Source organism: Agrobacterium larrymoorei (assembly GCF_005145045.1).
Classification (GTDB): domain Bacteria; phylum Pseudomonadota; class Alphaproteobacteria; order Rhizobiales; family Rhizobiaceae; genus Agrobacterium; species Agrobacterium larrymoorei.
In genome coordinates this window covers 2,538,074-2,555,421 of sequence record NZ_CP039691.1, presented here as the reverse complement: position 1 = coordinate 2,555,421, position 17,348 = coordinate 2,538,074, and the positions used below count along the sequence as shown (strand labels likewise).

The window sequence follows — 17,348 nt, the reverse complement described above, 5'->3', positions numbered from 1 at the left end:
AGGCAGGCGAGAAACATCAATGTGCGAGTGAGCAAGCGCATGGCCTTAATCTAGCGCGCCAATCTGGAAAATAAAATGGCGCTCATCGCACCTCGCTCGCCACGACCTTGTGGATGATCTGGTAATCCCGGCTCTCTTCGCCGAAGGGTGCCAAAGTCCAGTCCCATCGGTTTGCGATCTTCGGGATTTCAACCCCGTGCAGCAGGTCTTCCTGCTGGTGCAGCTTGCCGTTTTTGTCGATGAGGTTGAAGCCCGTATCGGTAACGAGGCACACTTTGCAAGGCAGGCCCTCGAGACCATCGACATGCGCCTTGATCAACCGCTTCAGCGCATCCTCCGGCATGCCGCCTGCGCCTTCTTTTTCCAGCCTGTGACGTGCGCCGGTGCCGATCTGCGACAGCAGATTGGCTGAAACGACGAGATCGAGATAAGGCACCAGCCTCAAAAAGCTCAGAGGCTCAAGTTCGCTCCCTGCCTTTAACGCGTCATAGCCGGAGAGATCGCGGCTGTTGAGAACTACGTTGCGATATTTGCGCCCATAGAGCCTGGCTCTCACGCTGGCAAGATGCACGAGATCGACCAGAACGACGGTATCGAAAGCTGCCGCAAGCTGCTGCCACGGCACATCCCGCAACAGGCCGGAACCGAGAACGACCGCTGTGCGCCGCTGCTTCAATTTGGCGGCGGTGGACAGAATGAAGCGCTTGCTGTTCTGCTCATGCTCCGCCCACGCCTTGCCGCAGCGATTGGCGCGCGCCCAGAGATTGACCGAGTATTTGATGTAAGGGCGAAATTCCGGCTGCGTCTTTCGGTAGGTCGCAGCATAATTCAAGGCTTCAAGGATCATGGATTAACGATATACTTCCCGGCGGTGGCCGATTTCGATGGCGATAATGACAAGTTTTTGATCCTGAATGTCGCATATAATACGATAGTCACCGACGCGATAACGCCAGAATTTGCCGAGCTCTGAGCCTTGAAGTGCCTGACCGGTTCGTCTTGGATTTGTGTCTGCGGAAATCCGATCACTCAAAAATGCAATGATCCGCGTTGCGTCCTGTCTGCCAAGCTTCTTCAATTGCTTGCGCGCAGACTCTCGAAATTCAATTTCCCAGATCAATATCGCGCATCACTTCTTCAAGACTATAGGTGCGCTCACCATTTGCAATGTGTCGCCGCGTCGCTTCTTCCGCCAGATACAAATCCTCCATATCCTCGATGTGCTTTTCGATGGCTTCTCGGATATAAAAGGCGGAGGTGCGGCCCGTGCGCTCTGAAAGCGCCTTCAGCCGCTCATAGGTATCATCCGGCAGACGGATTGCGGTTTGTTTGCTCATGATGCGACCTCACGGGGCAGATTGGGATACATGCATCCCATATAGTCCATCCCGCCGCCAAATGCCAGCATTACTGCTGCCGCATGCCTTGCCGCGCCGGGTTTCATCCTCTAATACACCGGCTTGATTTCAAGAGATAATTGGACCGGCATCATGAGCGAAAAAGCAAAAAAGCCTCAGAAACTGAAAGCCCGCCTGCCGCGCGGCTTCGTGGACCGTTCGGCTGCCGATATCCATGCCACCAACGAGATGATCGAGAAGATCCGCAAGGTCTATGAGCTCTATGGCTTCGACCCGGTAGAAACCCCGCTCTTCGAATATACCGATGCACTCGGCAAGTTCCTGCCAGACAGCGACCGCCCGAACGAAGGCGTGTTTTCGCTTCAGGATGATGACGACCAGTGGATGAGCCTGCGCTACGATCTGACAGCACCGCTCGCCCGCCATGTTGCTGAGAATTTCAACGAAATACAGCTGCCATACCGCACCTACCGCGCCGGTTACGTCTTCCGCAACGAAAAGCCCGGCCCCGGCCGTTTCCGCCAGTTCATGCAGTTCGATGCCGATAGCGTTGGCGCACCGGGCGTGCAGGCCGATGCTGAGATGTGCATGATGATGGCCGATACTCTGGAAGCACTCGGCATCAAGCGCGGCGATTACGTCATCCGCGTCAATAACCGTAAGGTTCTGGATGGCGTGATGGAAGCCATCGGCCTCGGCGGCGAAGAAAACGCCGCCCGCCGCCTCAATGTGCTGCGCGCTATCGACAAGCTCGACAAGTTCGGTCCGGAAGGCGTGAAGCTGCTGCTCGGCGCCGGTCGTAAGGACGAGTCTGGAGACTTTACAAAGGGCGCTGGGCTGGATGAAGCGCAGACTGCTATCGTATTAGAAATGCTTGATGAAAATGCGATGTTTGCTGTCTCCGGGGCTGCGGTCCAGCCGAGATATGAAAGCTCGTTAGCGAACATGCGGGGCGGCGTCATGTTCAGAAATCCGCCGACGTTGACTTACAATGACGTGAGCGCAGGCGAGATTACAATCCTATCGGAAGGTCTAAAAGAGCTAGATACCATTCGTCTATTAGTCGAATCGGCGGGCTACGGCTCTGACCGCATCAAGATCGACCCCTCCGTTGTCCGAGGCCTCGAATACTACACCGGCCCCGTCTACGAAGCCGAACTCACCTTCGACGTAACCAACGAAAAGGGCGAGAAAGTCGTCTTCGGTTCCGTCGGTGGTGGCGGTCGTTATGACGGGCTTGTCTCCCGCTTCATGGGCCAGCCCGTTCCGGCAACCGGCTTTTCCATCGGCGTCTCGCGCCTTATGACGGCGCTGAAAAACCTCGGTAAGCTCGGTCAGGCCAAGCCGCTCGCGCCGGTTCTCGTCACCGTCATGGATGGCGATGTCGAGAGCATGGGCCGCTATCAGCGCTTCACGCAGGCTTTGCGCGCAGAAGGCATTCGCGCCGAAATGTATCAGGGCAACTGGAAGAAATTCGGCAACCAGCTGAAATATGCCGACCGCATGGGCGCCCCCATCGCCATCATTCAGGGCGGCGATGAGCGTGAGCAGGGCGTCGTGCAGATCAAGGACCTGATCGAAGGCAAGCGTCTCTCCGGCGAGATCGAGGACAATGCGGCGTGGCGCGAAGCCCGCGTGGCGCAGGACGTCGTGCCGGAGGCCGAGCTGGTGGCGAAGGTGAAGGAAATTCTGGCCGCGCAGGCCGAAGACCGGCGTCGGGCGGAAGGTCTACCTTACGATCCTAATCAAGTCGGCGATACCGCAGAAGATATTTGAGCGTTGCCATGCCCCTGATCGACATGCCGGAATTTTCCGGAGAGCTGCTGGAAGAGTTTGCTGCGCGCAAGACCGCGCGGGTAAACACGCCGGTCATTCAGCCTGCCGCGCCGTTTCTGGATATGGCGGGTGAGGATCTGCGTCGGCGGATATTTCTGACCGAAAGCGAAACGGGCGAGAGTCTGTGTCTGAGGCCGGAATTTACCATTCCCGTCTGCCTTCGCCATATCGAAACGGCAACCGGCACGCCGAAGCGATATGCCTATCTGGGCGAGGTATTCCGCCAGCGCCGCGATGGGGCGAACGAGTTCTATCAGGCCGGTATAGAAGACCTTGGCGATACGGATGTAGCCGCTGCCGATGCGCGGGCGATCGGAGATGCGATTGGCATTCTCAACCGTTTGCTGCCGGGCCGGGCGCTTTCCACCAAGCTGGGCGACCAGAAGGTTTTCGAGGCCGTTATCGCGGCCCTTGGCCTGCCACTCGGCTGGCAGAAGCGCATGGTGCATGCCTTTGGCGATACGGCGCATCTCGATGCTCTCTTGGAAAGCCTCGTTAGCCCCAAGCCGATGACGGGGCTCGATGCCCGCGTTGCCGGCCTTCTGGCCACGGGTGAGGAAAAGGTGCTGGTCGATTATATCGACAGCGTCATGCAGGAAACCGGCTATTCCACCAATGCCAGCCGTCCGCCACAGGAAATCGCCCGCCGCCTGCGCGAAAAGCTGGCGCTGGCCGCAACGCGCCTGCCGGATGACAGTTTTCAGCTTCTGAAGCAATTTCTGGCGCTTCAGGCTCCGCTATCACAGGCATCGCAAACGCTGTCCGACTTTGCCGAAAAGGCGAAGCTGAAGCTTAGCGGCGCTCTTTCGGATTTCGATAAGCGCGTCGCAGCCCTTGCCAATGGCGGGGTCGATCTCGATGCCGTGACCTATGGCGCGGCCTTCGGTCGTCCGCTGGACTATTACACCGGCCTCGTTTTCGAAATCACCGAACAGGGGCAGGCGGCGGTGCTGGCCGGTGGCGGACGGTTCGACCGGCTGATGACGCTTCTCGGCGCGACGGACAATATTCCCGCTGTCGGCTTTTCGCTCTGGCTGGACCGCATCGAAGCTGCGAGGAACAACGCATGACCATCACCATCGCGCTGCCCTCGAAGGGTCGCATGAAGGAAGATTCCTCGGCAATTCTGGAACGGGCTGGCTTGAAGGTCACTGCCATCGGCAGCGACCGCTCCTACCGCGCCCGCGTCGAAGGCCGTGACGATATTGAGATCGCCTACCTCTCAGCCTCCGAAATCGCCCGCGAAATCGGCAATGGTACGGTGGATTTCGGCGTGACCGGCGAAGACCTCGTGCGCGAAGACCTGAGCGATGTGGACCGCCGCGTCGAGTTCTGCGCCCGCCTCGGCTTCGGCCACGCGGATGTCGTGGTCGCCGTGCCGGAAATCTGGCTGGATGTGGACAGCATGGCCGATCTTGGCGATGTCGCCTCGGAATTCCGCGCCCGCCATGGCCGCCGTCTGGCCATCGCCACGAAATACTGGCGGCTGACGCAGCAGTTCTTCTCCCGCCAGCACGGCATCCAGCTGTACCGCATCGTGGAAAGCCTTGGTGCTACCGAGGGTGCGCCAGCGGCAGGGCAGGCGGATATCATCGTCGATATCACCTCCACCGGCTCGACGCTCAAGGCCAACCACCTCAAGATTTTGACGGATGGCATCATCCTGAAATCGGAAGCCTGCTTCGTGCGTGCGCGCAAGGCAGAGCATGAGGGCAATGCTGTGGTGAGCGAGATTGTCTCGCGTGTCCAGAAGGCACTTGGCTGAGATCGGAATTGCTCTATGCTTTCTCTCTACAGCATTTCCAGCAAAAGTGCGTAGCGGTTTTGCGTCCGGACAATGCGCCAAAGCAAGAAGTCAGAGTATTTTTGCGTTTCGAAGAAATGCTGAAATGCTCTGTAGGGAGGAAGCCATGCGCATTACTGGCCAGTGTCACTGCGGCAATGTTCGATTTGAGGCGGAGGCGGACCCGCATCAGGTTGGCATTTGCCATTGCACCGATTGCCAGCGCCTGAGCGGCTCACCGTTTCGCGTGACACTTCTAGCAAAACGCTCCGATATCAAGCTCACGGGCAGCGTGCCGAAAATCTACCGCAAAGCTGGCGATAACGGCAATATGCGCCATCAGCACTTCTGCGGAGACTGCGGATCGCCGCTTTTCACCAGCGCGGAAGTAGAAGACGACAACTGGGGCATCAGATGGGGCGCGATTAACGAGCGCTCCGAATTGAAGCCTCGTGCGCAGATTTGGACCCGTTCGAAGGCGGAATGGCTGGACGAAATCGAAACTCTGCCTGCCTATCCAAAGGATTTCACCAATTAAGAGACCGCCGGATCGCTCCGACGGTCTCATCAACTCTATGCGTCTGGTCGATTAAGCGTGGGCCAGAGCAACGCCGCGCTTGGCATCGATGGAGTAAGCGCCAGCACCGAAAGTGCCGAGCAGAATGTAAGCACCAGCCAGCGTGATGTTCTTCATCAGCATGATGCCGTTCAGCGTGTTGATCCAGCCGAGAGCCGCATCAGGCCAGCCAGGAACGGCAACCGTGCCGCTGTGGAAAACGAGGCCGGTGAATACGCAGAAAGCAGCCAGCGCAAAAGCGGCAAGCTTCGTCTGGAAGCCGACGAGTACGGCAAGGCCGGTCAGGAGTTCGAAGGCGCCTGCGAGATAGGCGAGAGCCGTCGCGGCAGGAAGGCCAGCGCCGGTAATCATGCCAGCCGTGCCAGCAGGATCGGCCAGCTTGCCGAAGCCGGAATAGATGAAAATGAAGGAGAGAAGAATACGTGCGACGAGCACGAGTGCATTCTGGCTGCTGGACATGGACGTGTCTCCGTTTGAGGGGCGATCTCAGCCCGCGATGAATTTCTGGAGACGGTTGTGCCGGATTTATTGAATTGACGAAAGATAAACGGAAGAAGACTGTTTGTTCAATATTTGTGGACAATGAATGCGTGCTAGCTCATTGATATGGCCTTATCCCGCCCCGAATTAACCAACTGCCAGGCCCAAGTGACTCGATCTCATATGGCGCGAGGTCCTTTAACGGTACAAATCTAGAAGATTGGCTGTATGCGATGAGCAAACCCTTAGCTTTTTCAATGACGATGTAAGTTTCGCAAGACACCAGCTCACCAGATCGAAGTGGGACAGCCTTGTCACCCACGCACTCTTTTATGTTGGGTGCACCGGAAAAGAGTATCGAAAGCGTCCATCCACTAGCCAGCCATATTCCTAGAAATAGAGCGTAACCGATAGGACCTCTCGTCAACAGTCGAGGCGTTACGTAAAATCCAACCCCGACAACAAAGGTAAAAACAATACCGGAAAGGCCGAAGATGAGGAGAAATGGTGAGATAAATACAAGCGGACCAATAATGACCGCAGCATAGGGGTTTTTCAGAACCCAGTCCGTGAAATCCCATTTCCGCTGCTCATGACCAGCGGGTGGAGCATCGAATAATTTACCGAAGTACTTCAAGCAGATGACAAGAATTAGTGATTGGGAACTGAAGACCGTGAAATACAGCAAGGTAGAAACAAAATAGATGTTGTTTGACGGAGTTGGCGTAGGCAGATTGATGATGTCGTACGCGCATGATCCTGTGGCAAACAACAACACCGCCGCACAAACCAGAAGCAATCTTCCATATAAAAAAGACGGCGAGACTTTAGTATATATTGCTTCCGACTCTATTTGCGACACGTAGCGCTTACCCTTTGGTTGCGTATTTTGATTTTAGCTCGCTATGCGCTATAGGGTGTTTAAAGTTACCACAACGAAAAAGGGCGGCCCGAAGACCGCCCTTTCGTGTTCCAATCGGAATGGACTGATTAGAAGTCCATGCCGCCCATGCCGCCGCCTGGCATTGCAGGCATTGGAGCGTCCTTCTTGGGCAGCTCGGCGATCATGGCTTCGGTGGTGATCAGCAGGGAAGCAACCGAAGCTGCGTTCTGCAGAGCCGTGCGAACAACCTTGACCGGGTCGACGATGCCGAGCTGAATCAGGTCGCCATACTCGCCCGTCTGAGCGTTGTAGCCGTAGTTGTCTTCGTTCTTTTCGAGGATCTTGCCGACAACGATGGAAGCTTCGTCACCTGCGTTGTCTGCGATCTGGCGAACCAGAGCCTGCAGAGCGCGGCGGATGATATTGATGCCAGCTTCCTGGTCGTCGTTTTCACCCTTGGCAGTGATCTTCGTGGAGGAACGCAGCAGGGCAACGCCGCCGCCCGGTACGATACCTTCCTGAACAGCAGCGCGCGTCGCGTTGAGAGCGTCGTCGATGCGGTCCTTCTTTTCCTTCACTTCGACTTCCGTCGAACCGCCAACGCGGATAACGGCAACGCCGCCAGCGAGCTTTGCAAGACGTTCCTGCAGCTTTTCGCGGTCGTAGTCGGAAGAGGTTTCTTCGATCTGGGCCTTGATCTGCGCGACGCGGCCTTCGATGTCGGACTTCTGGCCCGAACCGTCAACGATCGTCGTGTTTTCCTTGGAGATCGAAACCTTCTTCGCCTTGCCAAGCATGTCGAGCGTGACGTTTTCGAGCTTGATGCCGAGGTCTTCGGAGATAACCGTACCGCCGGTCAGGATCGCGATGTCTTCGAGCATGGCCTTGCGGCGGTCGCCGAAGCCAGGAGCCTTGACGGCAGCAATCTTGAGGCCGCCACGCAGCTTGTTGACGACGAGCGTAGCAAGAGCTTCGCCTTCCACGTCTTCAGCGATGATGACGAGCGGCTTGCCGGTCTGAACGACAGCTTCGAGAACTGGCAGCATGGCCTGAAGGTTCGAAAGCTTCTTCTCGTGGAGAAGGATGTATGCGTCTTCGAGGTCCGCAATCATCTTTTCCGGGTTCGTCACGAAGTAAGGCGACAGGTAACCGCGGTCGAACTGCATGCCTTCAACGACTTCGAGTTCGGTTTCAGCGGTCTTGGCTTCTTCGACGGTGATAACGCCTTCGTTGCCAACCTTCTGCATTGCTTCAGCAATGTCGAGACCGATCTGACGCTCGCCGTTTGCAGAGATCGTGCCGACCTGTGCAACTTCTTCGGACGTGTTGATCTTCTTCGCCTTTGCCTGCAGGTCCTTGACGACTTCTGCAACAGCGAGGTCGATACCGCGCTTCAGGTCCATCGGGTTCATGCCGGCAGCAACTGCCTTGGAACCTTCGCGAACGATAGCCTGCGCCAGAACGGTAGCCGTGGTCGTGCCGTCACCAGCGATGTCGTTGGTCTTGGAAGCAACTTCGCGAACGAGCTGTGCGCCCATGTTCTCGAACTTGTCTTCCAGTTCGATTTCCTTGGCAACGGAAACGCCGTCCTTTGTGATGCGCGGTGCGCCGAAGGACTTGTCGATAACGACGTTACGACCCTTCGGGCCGAGCGTTACCTTTACTGCGTCTGCGAGAACGTCAACGCCGCGCAGCATCTTTTCGCGTGCGCTGCGGCCGAATTTTACTTCTTTAGCTGCCATTTTCAAAACTCCTGGTTTCGAATGGCCGGAACGGGGTCCGGCTTGAAATTAAAAGGATGCGACGGGTTCAGCCGAAAATCAGCCGATGATACCCATGATGTCGGATTCCTTCATGATCAAAAGGTCTTCGCCGTCGAGCTTGACTTCCGTGCCGGACCACTTGCCGAACAGTACGCGGTCGCCAGCCTTGACGTCGAGTGCGACGACCTTGCCGGACTCGTCACGTGCGCCGGAGCCAACAGCGACGATTTCGCCTTCCTGCGGCTTTTCCTTGGCGGTGTCTGGAATGATGATGCCGCCCTTGGTCTTGGCTTCGGACTCAACGCGACGAACGACGACGCGGTCATGAAGTGGGCGGAAAGTTGTGCTTGCCATTGTCTATTCCCTCGATCAAATGACACTTGCGGATCGAAACGACCCGCCTGGATGGATGTTAGCACTCTCATTTGCCGAGTGCTAGCGAGACGGAGATAAGCAGGCCCTCTGGCGGAGTCAAGAACGGCCTGTCGGAAAAATTTCATGTAAAATGGTTACTGCGATTGCATGACAGATTTTTTGCGTTCCGAAACTTCATCCACCGATCCTTCTCTTTCCGAACTGACGCTCGTCTTTGCCCGCATCGGCCTGTTGAGCTTCGGGGGACCCGCCGGGCAGATCGGCATGATGCACCGTGTGATCGTGGATGAGAAAGGCTGGCTTTCCGAAGAACGGTTTCTGCATGCACTGAACTACTGCATGCTTTTGCCGGGACCGGAGGCGCAGCAGCTCGCGACCTATGCGGGCTGGCTGCTGCACGGCAGGCGCGGTGGCATCATTGCCGGAACGCTGTTCACCCTGCCCGGCTTCCTCGTCATCGTTGCGCTTGCTTCCGCTTACTCGCTTTATCAGGATACGCACTGGCTGCCTGCGCTGCTGTTCGGCCTGAAGGCGGGTGTGCTGGCCATCGTCATCGAGGCATTGCTGCGCGTGGCAAAACGGGCTTTGACCAGCCGCTTTCTCGTCGGCGTTGCGGCGGCGGCCTTTGTGGCGCTATTCTTTTTCGCGGTGCCGTTTCCGCTGGTCATTCTTGTTGCAGGTATCGCAGGTTTTTTAAGGGCGAGGGGCAGGCAGACGCCTGAAGCATCCGTTGCTGACGATCAGCCAAAAATGCTGTCTTTGAAGAGGCGGCTCGGCGGCGCTCTTGTCGGTGTCGCAATCTGGCAGATTCCCCTGCTGTTGGCTTGGCTATTCGCTGCTCCGCAAACGCTGGTCGATCTGCAAGGCTTCTTCTCAAAGCTTGCGGTCGTCACCTTCGGCGGCGCATACGCCGTGCTGGCCTATGTCGCGCAGGTGGTGGTGGAAACCCATGGCTGGATGACGGCAACCGAGATGCTGGATGGCTTGGCCCTTGCCGAAGCGACGCCCGGCCCGCTGGTGCTAGTGCTTTCCTACATCGGCTTTCTGGCGGCATTCCGGCACCCCGGCGGTCTTGAGCCTCTGCTGGCGGGCGTGCTGGGGGCAAGCATTGCCGCATGGGCCACCTTCGTTCCCAGCTTCATCTTCATTTTTCTCGGCGCACCCTATGTGGAGCGGCTGAGAAACAACGCGGCTTTGTCCGGTGCGCTTGCGGCCATCACCGGTGCGGTGGTCGGCGTCATTCTCAATCTGTCGGTCTGGTTCGGGCTGCATGTGCTGTTCGGCAAGGTGGATCGCGTCGAGCTTTTGCCTGCGATTAATCTGGGCATCTCGCTGCCGCAGTGGCAGACGCTCGATCTCGCATCACTCGGCCTTTTCGTCGTCTCGGCAGTTATGCTGTTTCGCTTGAAGCTTGGCATGGTGCCGGTGCTGGGCCTTTGCATCGCGGCGGGTCTCGTGCGGCTCTGGCTCGCTTGAACAAAGGCCATCATTTGTCTTTTTCACTTGCCATCGCCATCGCCCTTTGCGATGTCACACCTTGCAATCACGAAATAGCTGGAAGCTTTGAATGGCCCATCGCATTGCCACCCTTGGCGAAATTACCCACCAATTCGACGTTATTCTCTCAGATGTGTGGGGCGTGCTGCACAATGGCGTATCGGCGTTTCCAGCGGCGGGCGTTGCCTTGGCAGAGGCGCGCAAGGCTGGAAAAACGGTGGTCCTTATCACCAATTCTCCGCGTCCGTCGGAAGGCGTCATCCCGCAGCTGCGTGCGCTTGGCGTGCCGGATGAGGCCTATGATCGTATCGTAACTTCCGGCGACGTGACGCGTGATCTCATCGCGCAGGGGCCGAAAACGGTGTTCCTGCTGGGGCCGGAACGCGACCTGCCGCTGTTTGACGGGCTGGATGTCGAAGTGGTTTCCGAGACGGAGGCAGAAGCGGTGGTCTGCACCGGTTTCTTCGATGACGAAACCGAAACGCCGGAAGATTACACCGAAATGTTGAAGGGCTTCGTTGCCCGCTCCGTGCCGATGATTTGCGCCAACCCGGATCTGGTGGTGGAACGCGGAGAGCGCATCATTCCATGCGCGGGTGCGATGGCCGCTTATTTCGAACAGCTCGGCGGCGAAATCCGTATCGCTGGCAAGCCGCACGCGCCGATTTACGAGGCCTGCTTTGCCGCGGCAAAGGAAGTGCGCGGCGAGCTGCAGCAGGACCGTATTCTCGCCATCGGCGACGGCATGCCGACCGATGTGAAGGGCGCGATTTCCGCTGGTCTCAACCTGCTTTATATCAGCGGCGGCATCCATGCGGCGGAATATACGCTGAACGGCGAGACTGACGAGGCATTGCTGAACACCTATCTGAAGAGCCAGAATGCCGCGCCCGGCTGGTGGATGCCCCGCCTAGCTTAAGGTTTTCTGGCTTAGAGGCTATCATGACCGTTTTTCACCGCAACGAGATGAAAGAACCGCTGCCCGCCCAGTTGAAGGGCGGCGTGGTTGCCATCGGCAATTTCGATGGCGTCCATCGCGGCCACCGCGCCGTGCTGGATCGTGCGCTGGAATTGGCAAAATCGCGCGGCGTCCCGGCGCTTGTGCTCACATTCGAGCCGCATCCGCGCACGGTGTTCAAGCCCGACGCGCCGGTGTTTCGTTTGACGCCCGCGCCGCTGAAGGCAAGGCTTCTGGAAGCGGAAGGCTTCCAGTCCGTCATCGAATATCCCTTCGACAGGGAATTCTCGCAGCGTTCTGCGGAAGATTTCGTCAAGGCGGTGCTGGTGGATTGGCTGGGCGCAAGCGGCGTGGTGACCGGCTTCGATTTCCACTTCGGCAAAGGCCGCGAAGGCGGTCCGGCGTTTCTGATGGAGGCGGGCAGCCGTCACGGTTTCGATGTGACGCTGGTCGATGCGTTTCGCGATGAGGGTGCCGAGGTGATTTCCTCGAGCCGCATCCGCCAACATCTGGCTGAAGGCGATGTCGTCGGCGCGGCTGGCCTGCTCGGTTATCGCTACACGGTCGAGGCGGAAGTGATCGGCGGGCAGAAGCTTGGCCGCACGCTGGGTTACCCCACCGCCAACATGGCGCTGCCCCCGGAAACGGAACTGAAGCCCGGCATCTATGCCGTGCGCTTCCGCAGGGCGGATGGCACGCTTTACGATGGCGTGGCAAGCTTCGGCTATCGCCCAACGGTGACGGAAAATGGTGCGGCGCTTCTCGAAACCTATGTTTTCGATTTCAGCGGCGATCTCTACGGCGAAGTCTGTTCCGTGTCCTTCTTCGGCCATTTGCGCGATGAACTGAAGTTCGACGGGCTGGAGCCGCTTGTCGCGCAGATCAAGCGCGATGACGAAGAGGCGAGGGCGCTTCTTTCCGGCGTCACGCCTCTGAACGACGTTGACGCCAAGATCGCGTTCTGATGTCTGTTTTGTTGGATTTGTCTGCAGACGTCTGCAAACAAAATCCTTCCTTTTTGGCTGGAAACCACATAAACAATCGTCATGCACCAATATCGGTCGACGTTCATATCCCGAATTATTGGCCCGGCCTTCCGCCCGCTCTGAGAGCCGGAAGGTCCGGGATTTTGGCGCTTGTTGTAAGCGCTCTCCGCTTTTGCCATCTTGCACTCAAGACGGCGCGACCTTTCGAGGGCGCCGCATAACGGTATGATCATGAACGACACCGCAGAAAAAATCGATTATTCGTCAACGCTTTACCTGCCGCAGACGGATTTCCCCATGCGCGCTGGCCTTCCGCAGAAAGAGCCGGAACTGGTCAAGCGCTGGCAGCAGATGGACCTTTACAAGAAGCTCCGTGCCTCCGCCGCCGGGCGCGAAAAATTCGTGCTGCATGATGGCCCTCCCTATGCCAACGGCAATATCCATATCGGCCACGCGCTGAACAAAATCCTGAAAGACGTTATCACGCGCTCCTTCCAGATGCGCGGGTTTGACTCGAACTACGTTCCCGGCTGGGACTGCCACGGTCTGCCTATCGAATGGAAGATCGAGGAAGCCTACCGCGCCAAGGGCAAGAACAAGGACGAGGTTCCGATCAACGAATTCCGCAAGGAATGCCGCGAGTTTGCCGCTGGCTGGATCAAGGTCCAGTCGGAGGAGTTCAAGCGCCTCGGCATCGAAGGCGATTTCGAAAACCCCTACACGACCATGAACTTCCACGCCGAAGCGCGCATCGCTGGCGAACTGCTCAAGATCGCCAAGAGCGGCCAGCTCTATCGCGGCTCGAAGCCGGTGATGTGGTCGGTCGTTGAGCGCACGGCTTTGGCTGAGGCCGAGGTCGAGTATGCGGATGTCGAGAGCGACATGATCTGGGTGAAGTTCCCGGTGAAACGTGCGTGGCGTTCAACTGGGCTGCGCGGAGTAGATGGTCTGGCGGACGTCGCTAAGATGGAGGCAGAAGCTGTTGCGACGGCGAAGCTAGGTGACGAGTTGCTGGGTGCCTCGGTTGTCATCTGGACGACAACACCATGGACAATCCCCGGCAACCGCGCCATCTCCTTCTCTTCGCGCTTCCCCTATGGTCTCTATGAGGTCGAAAGCGCTGAGAACGATTTCGGCCCGCAGCCCGGCGAAAAGCTGATCTTTGCGACGAAGCTTGCAGATGAAGCAGCTAAGAAAGCGAAGCTGACATTCAAACTGGTTCGTCCAGTCGCTGCGGATGAACTTGGCGCGATCACGTGTGCCCACCCACTAGCTGACCTCGGTTACGACTTCGTCGTGCCGCTTCTCGATGGCGATCACGTCACCGATGACGCAGGCACCGGCTTCGTCCACACCGCGCCAAGTCATGGCCGCGAAGACTTTGATGCGTGGACGTCCAAAGCTCGTGAAATCGAGGCCCGCGGCATCTCGTCAAAAATCCCGTTCCCGGTTGCCGATGACGGTTTCTACACCGAAGACGCACCCGGCTTTGGCCCATCCGCCGAAGGTGGCGCCGCGCGCGTCATGGACGATAACGGCAAGAAGGGCGATGCCAATGAGCGTGTCATTAAGGCGCTTATCGCGGCCAACAACCTGTTTGCCCGTGGCCGCCTGAAGCACAGCTATCCGCATAGCTGGCGCTCCAAGAAGCCGGTCATCTTCCGCAACACGCCGCAATGGTTCGTTTATATGGACAAGGAACTTGGCGACGGCACCACGCTGCGTTCCCGTTCGCTGTCCGCCATCGATGACACGCGTTTCGTGCCAGCCGGTGGCCAGAACCGTCTGCGCGCCATGATCGAGAATCGCCCGGACTGGGTGCTCTCGCGCCAGCGCGCCTGGGGCGTTCCAATCGCCGTCTTTGCCGATGAGAAGGGCGAGGTTCTGGTGGACGAGGCCGTCAATGCCCGCATTCTTGAAGCTTTCGAGGCCGAAGGTGCGGATGCATGGTTTGCGGAAGGCGCCAAGGAACGGTTCCTGGGCAATGACCACGATCACGCCAAGTGGCAGCAGGTCATGGACATCCTGGACGTGTGGTTCGACAGTGGCTCCACGCACACCTTCACGCTGGAAGACCGCCCGGACCTGAAGTGGCCTGCCGATGTCTATCTGGAAGGCTCCGACCAGCATCGCGGCTGGTTCCATTCGTCGCTGCTGGAAAGCTGCGCAACGCGTGGCCGCGCGCCTTACAACGCCGTCGTCACCCATGGTTTTACCATGGATGAGAAGGGCGAGAAGATGTCCAAGTCCAAGGGCAACGTTACTGCCCCGCAGGAAGTGATAAAGGACGCGGGCGCGGATATCCTTCGCCTCTGGGTCATGACCTCCGACTACGCGGACGACCTTCGCGTCGGCAAGACGATCATCCAGACCAACGTCGATTCCTATCGCAAACTGCGCAACACCATCCGCTGGATGCTCGGCACGCTCGCCCATTATGAGGGCGAGGAGATCGCTTACAACGATCTGCCGGAACTGGAAAAGCTGGTGCTGCACCGCCTGACGGAGCTCGATAAGGTCGTGCGCGAAGGCTATGACAATTTCGAATTCAAAAAGATCGCCCGCGCGCTGGTGGACTTCTCGAATGTCGAGCTTTCGGCCTTCTACTTCGATATCCGCAAGGATGCGCTCTACTGCGATGCACCGTCTTCGCTGAAGCGCCGCTCGGCGCTGTATGTCATCGCCAAGCTGTTCGACTGCCTCGTCACCTGGCTCGCGCCCATGCTGCCTTTCACCACGGAAGAGGCGTGGCTCTCGCGTTACCCGGATGCGGAATCGGTGCATCTGGTTCAGTTCGCGGCAGTGCCTGCGGAGTGGAGCAACCCGGCGGTGGATGCCAAATGGGACAAGATCCGCAAGGTCCGTACCGTCGTGACCGGCGCGCTGGAAGTCGAGCGTCGCGAAAAGCGTATCGGCTCCTCGCTGGAGGCAGCACCGGTCGTTCACGTCAACGATGCGGAGCTGAAGGCAGCGCTGGAAGGTCAGGATTTCGCGGAAATCTGCATCACCTCGGCCATCTCGGTGGTGGCGGGTGAAGGCCCGGCGGATGCGTTCCGTCTGGGTGACGTGCAGAATGTCTCCGTGGAGCAGAAGCTGGCGGAAGGGCAGAAATGCGCCCGTTCCTGGCGGATCACGACGGACGTCGGTTCCGATCCACAGTACCCGGATGTCTCCGCCCGCGATGCCGCAGCGCTTCGCGAGCTTGCAGCCTGAACCAAGAAAATGGCCGGATGAATTGCACTTTCGCCGTTCATCCGGTAAACCTGCCTGAAAATGGTCGGAATTAAGCATCAATGCATGCTGCCGGTCGTCGGGACGGCTACAGCACGGGTACGAGAGTCGAAAAGGCTTTCGAGGGGCACGATGCGTAGTTTTAATATGAAGAGCGGCTTCGACACGTTTTTCAAGACGGGATGACGCTCTGGGGCGGAAGGGTTTCAATGAGCATGACGCAGAGTTTTCGCATGTATCGCACCGTTGCGGGCATTTCCTTCGCTTGCCTGGCGCTGAGCGCGTGCACCAGCCCCACCTATGGAACGGGCAAAACCTCGGCTGAACAGCTCGTGGATGACCTTGGCAACGCCACGTCCATTACCGGCGATCAGAGCAAGCGCAACCTGAAATACAATCCGCGCCCTGGCCTCGTGGTGCCTGCACAGGCCCGCGCCGAACAGCTGACCCAGCCGCAGCAGAGCCTCGCCAACCGCGAGACCAACCCGCAATGGCCGGAAACGCCGGAAGAAGCGCGTGAGCGCCTGCGGCAGGAAGCAGATGAGAATAAGGATAATCCGCATTATCGTTCTCCTCTGCTGGCCGGTAACGGCACCAACGGTCAGATGACCGAAAGCCAGAAGTGGGAAGCCTTCCGCAAGGCTAAACAGGACGCAAAGGGCGGTTCCATCGTGAACTCCAACCAGCGCAAATACCTGACCGACCCACCCGCCGAATACCGCAACGTTCCTCAGGACGAACTCGCCGATCTGGGCGAGCCGGAACTGAAGAAGGAAAAAGAGCGCAAGAAGAACGCCGCAATGGCCGGAACCGGCAAGAGCTGGTGGAATCCGTTCCAGTAAGGTTGAGAGGTACGCAAACCCCTCACTTGCAATTTCTAACACTTAGCTGACGCTAAGATGTTGAAATTGCTTTCTCTCCCACAAGGGGAGAGATAAATCCGCTGCGCCGTTCTACCTTATCTCAGCGTTAAAGATGAAGTGGAGATGGTGCGGCGCCTTACCTCTACCCTTGTGGGAGAGGAAGAAAAATCATGATCTTAGCTTTAGCTAAGTCATAGATTTTTCAGGTGAGGGGTATGTCACGGGCGCCCGCCTATTTCGTCTTCGTCACTCCCGCTTCCCCTGAAAAAAACCGCGCAAAATCTCGGCGCTCTCCACTTCGGCGATACCCGAATAGACTTCCGGCGCATGGTGGCAGGTTGGCTGGTTGTAGAACCGGACGCCGCTTTCCACGGCCCCGCCCTTGGGGTCGTTCGCACCGTAATAAAGCCGTCGGATGCGGGCGAATGAGATTGCCGCGGCGCACATGGTGCAGGGTTCGAGCGTGACGTAGAGGTCTGCACCGGGTAGCCGTTCCCGGCTCAATTCTTCGCAGGCCATGCGGATGACGGCGATTTCGGCGTGGGCGGTGACGTCGTTCAATTCGCGGGTGCGGTTGCCCGAACGGGCGATCACACGGCCCTCGTAAACGAGCACGGCACCGATCGGCACCTCGTCCCGCTCACCGGCTGCCTGCGCTTCGGCAAGCGCCAGGTCCATGAAATGCGTCGTTTCGGCCATTCTGCTGCAATTTCCTCTTAACCAGTGCCGCGTGACCTGATAGGACACGGCAAACAACA

At 58.1% G+C, this 17,348-nt stretch carries 17 protein-coding genes; 9 read left to right on the top strand and 8 right to left on the bottom strand.

The features are described 5' to 3' along the window. Positions 1-82: 82 nt before the first annotated feature. From CFBP5473_RS12435 to relB, 3 genes are read right to left on the bottom strand one after another with little or no spacing between them, the layout of a single operon-like run. Complete coding sequence (locus tag CFBP5473_RS12435; protein WP_027673881.1) at positions 83-847, bottom strand: hypothetical protein; 765 nt, start codon at positions 845-847, stop codon at positions 83-85. Positions 848-850: 3 nt separating this feature from the next. Next, positions 851-1,120, bottom strand: a complete 270-nt coding sequence (locus CFBP5473_RS12430) for a type II toxin-antitoxin system RelE family toxin (protein WP_027673882.1) — start codon at positions 1,118-1,120, stop codon at positions 851-853. Beyond that, the gene (gene relB / locus CFBP5473_RS12425; protein ID WP_027673883.1) at positions 1,104-1,337 is read right to left on the bottom strand and encodes a type II toxin-antitoxin system RelB family antitoxin; all 234 of its coding nucleotides are present in this window, start codon (positions 1,335-1,337) and stop codon (positions 1,104-1,106) included. Before relB ends, CFBP5473_RS12430 begins: the two co-directional genes overlap by 17 nt. Before the next feature lie 153 nt (positions 1,338-1,490). On the opposite strand from relB, the gene hisS reads away from it, so the two are divergent. The 4 genes from hisS to CFBP5473_RS12405 all read left to right on the top strand — a co-directional run bounded on the left by hisS (position 1,491) and on the right by CFBP5473_RS12405 (position 5,515). Next, positions 1,491-3,134 (top strand): histidine--tRNA ligase, encoded by a 1,644-nt coding sequence (gene hisS, locus CFBP5473_RS12420; RefSeq protein WP_051441151.1) that lies wholly within the window; start codon positions 1,491-1,493, stop codon positions 3,132-3,134. Between the two features lie 8 nt (positions 3,135-3,142). After that, on the top strand, positions 3,143-4,264 hold the full coding sequence (locus tag CFBP5473_RS12415; RefSeq protein ID WP_027673884.1) for an ATP phosphoribosyltransferase regulatory subunit: 1,122 nt from the start codon (positions 3,143-3,145) through the stop codon (positions 4,262-4,264). After that, a complete protein-coding gene (gene hisG / locus CFBP5473_RS12410; protein ID WP_027673885.1) occupies positions 4,261-4,959 on the top strand; it encodes an ATP phosphoribosyltransferase in 699 nt (232 codons plus the stop codon). Before CFBP5473_RS12415 ends, hisG begins: the two co-directional genes overlap by 4 nt. A gap of 145 nt (positions 4,960-5,104) precedes the next feature. Further along, the gene (locus CFBP5473_RS12405; RefSeq protein ID WP_027673886.1) at positions 5,105-5,515 is read left to right on the top strand and encodes a GFA family protein; all 411 of its coding nucleotides are present in this window, start codon (positions 5,105-5,107) and stop codon (positions 5,513-5,515) included. A gap of 51 nt (positions 5,516-5,566) precedes the next feature. Here the strand turns inward: CFBP5473_RS12405 and CFBP5473_RS12400 are convergent, their stop codons facing one another. The 4 genes from CFBP5473_RS12400 to groES form a co-directional block, all read right to left on the bottom strand. Further along, positions 5,567-6,013, bottom strand: a complete 447-nt coding sequence (locus CFBP5473_RS12400; RefSeq protein ID WP_027673887.1) for a DoxX family protein — start codon at positions 6,011-6,013, stop codon at positions 5,567-5,569. A gap of 139 nt (positions 6,014-6,152) precedes the next feature. After that, positions 6,153-6,896, bottom strand: coding sequence for a hypothetical protein (locus CFBP5473_RS12395; protein ID WP_136954355.1), 744 nt, complete (start codon positions 6,894-6,896; stop codon positions 6,153-6,155). 128 nt (positions 6,897-7,024) lie between these two features. After that, positions 7,025-8,659: a chaperonin GroEL gene (gene groL, locus CFBP5473_RS12390; RefSeq protein ID WP_027673889.1), complete on the bottom strand. Its 1,635-nt coding sequence runs from the start codon at positions 8,657-8,659 to the stop codon at positions 7,025-7,027. 78 nt (positions 8,660-8,737) lie between these two features. Continuing rightward, positions 8,738-9,034 carry a co-chaperone GroES gene (gene groES, locus CFBP5473_RS12385; protein WP_027673890.1) on the bottom strand — a complete coding sequence of 99 codons (297 nt, stop codon included), beginning with the start codon at positions 9,032-9,034 and terminating at the stop codon, positions 8,738-8,740. A 168-nt stretch (positions 9,035-9,202) separates the two neighbouring features. Between groES and chrA the strand changes: the two genes are divergently transcribed. From chrA to CFBP5473_RS12360, 5 genes are all read left to right on the top strand, one after another. After that, positions 9,203-10,531 (top strand): chromate efflux transporter, encoded by a 1,329-nt coding sequence (chrA, locus tag CFBP5473_RS12380; RefSeq protein WP_027673891.1) that lies wholly within the window; start codon positions 9,203-9,205, stop codon positions 10,529-10,531. Positions 10,532-10,622: 91 nt separating this feature from the next. Further along, positions 10,623-11,471, top strand: a complete 849-nt coding sequence (locus CFBP5473_RS12375) for a TIGR01459 family HAD-type hydrolase (RefSeq protein ID WP_027673892.1) — start codon at positions 10,623-10,625, stop codon at positions 11,469-11,471. A 23-nt stretch (positions 11,472-11,494) separates the two neighbouring features. Beyond that, the gene (locus CFBP5473_RS12370) at positions 11,495-12,475 is read left to right on the top strand and encodes a bifunctional riboflavin kinase/FAD synthetase (protein ID WP_027673893.1); all 981 of its coding nucleotides are present in this window, start codon (positions 11,495-11,497) and stop codon (positions 12,473-12,475) included. Between the two features lie 252 nt (positions 12,476-12,727). Further along, entirely contained in the window at positions 12,728-15,709 is a 2,982-nt protein-coding gene (gene ileS / locus CFBP5473_RS12365; protein WP_027673894.1) for an isoleucine--tRNA ligase, read from the top strand. Between the two features lie 227 nt (positions 15,710-15,936). After that, positions 15,937-16,569 carry a hypothetical protein gene (locus CFBP5473_RS12360; RefSeq protein ID WP_027673895.1) on the top strand — a complete coding sequence of 211 codons (633 nt, stop codon included), beginning with the start codon at positions 15,937-15,939 and terminating at the stop codon, positions 16,567-16,569. Between the two features lie 267 nt (positions 16,570-16,836). On the opposite strand, the gene CFBP5473_RS12355 is transcribed toward CFBP5473_RS12360, so the two are convergent. Continuing rightward, on the bottom strand, positions 16,837-17,289 hold the full coding sequence (locus CFBP5473_RS12355) for a nucleoside deaminase (protein ID WP_027673896.1): 453 nt from the start codon (positions 17,287-17,289) through the stop codon (positions 16,837-16,839). Positions 17,290-17,348 lie beyond the last annotated feature (59 nt).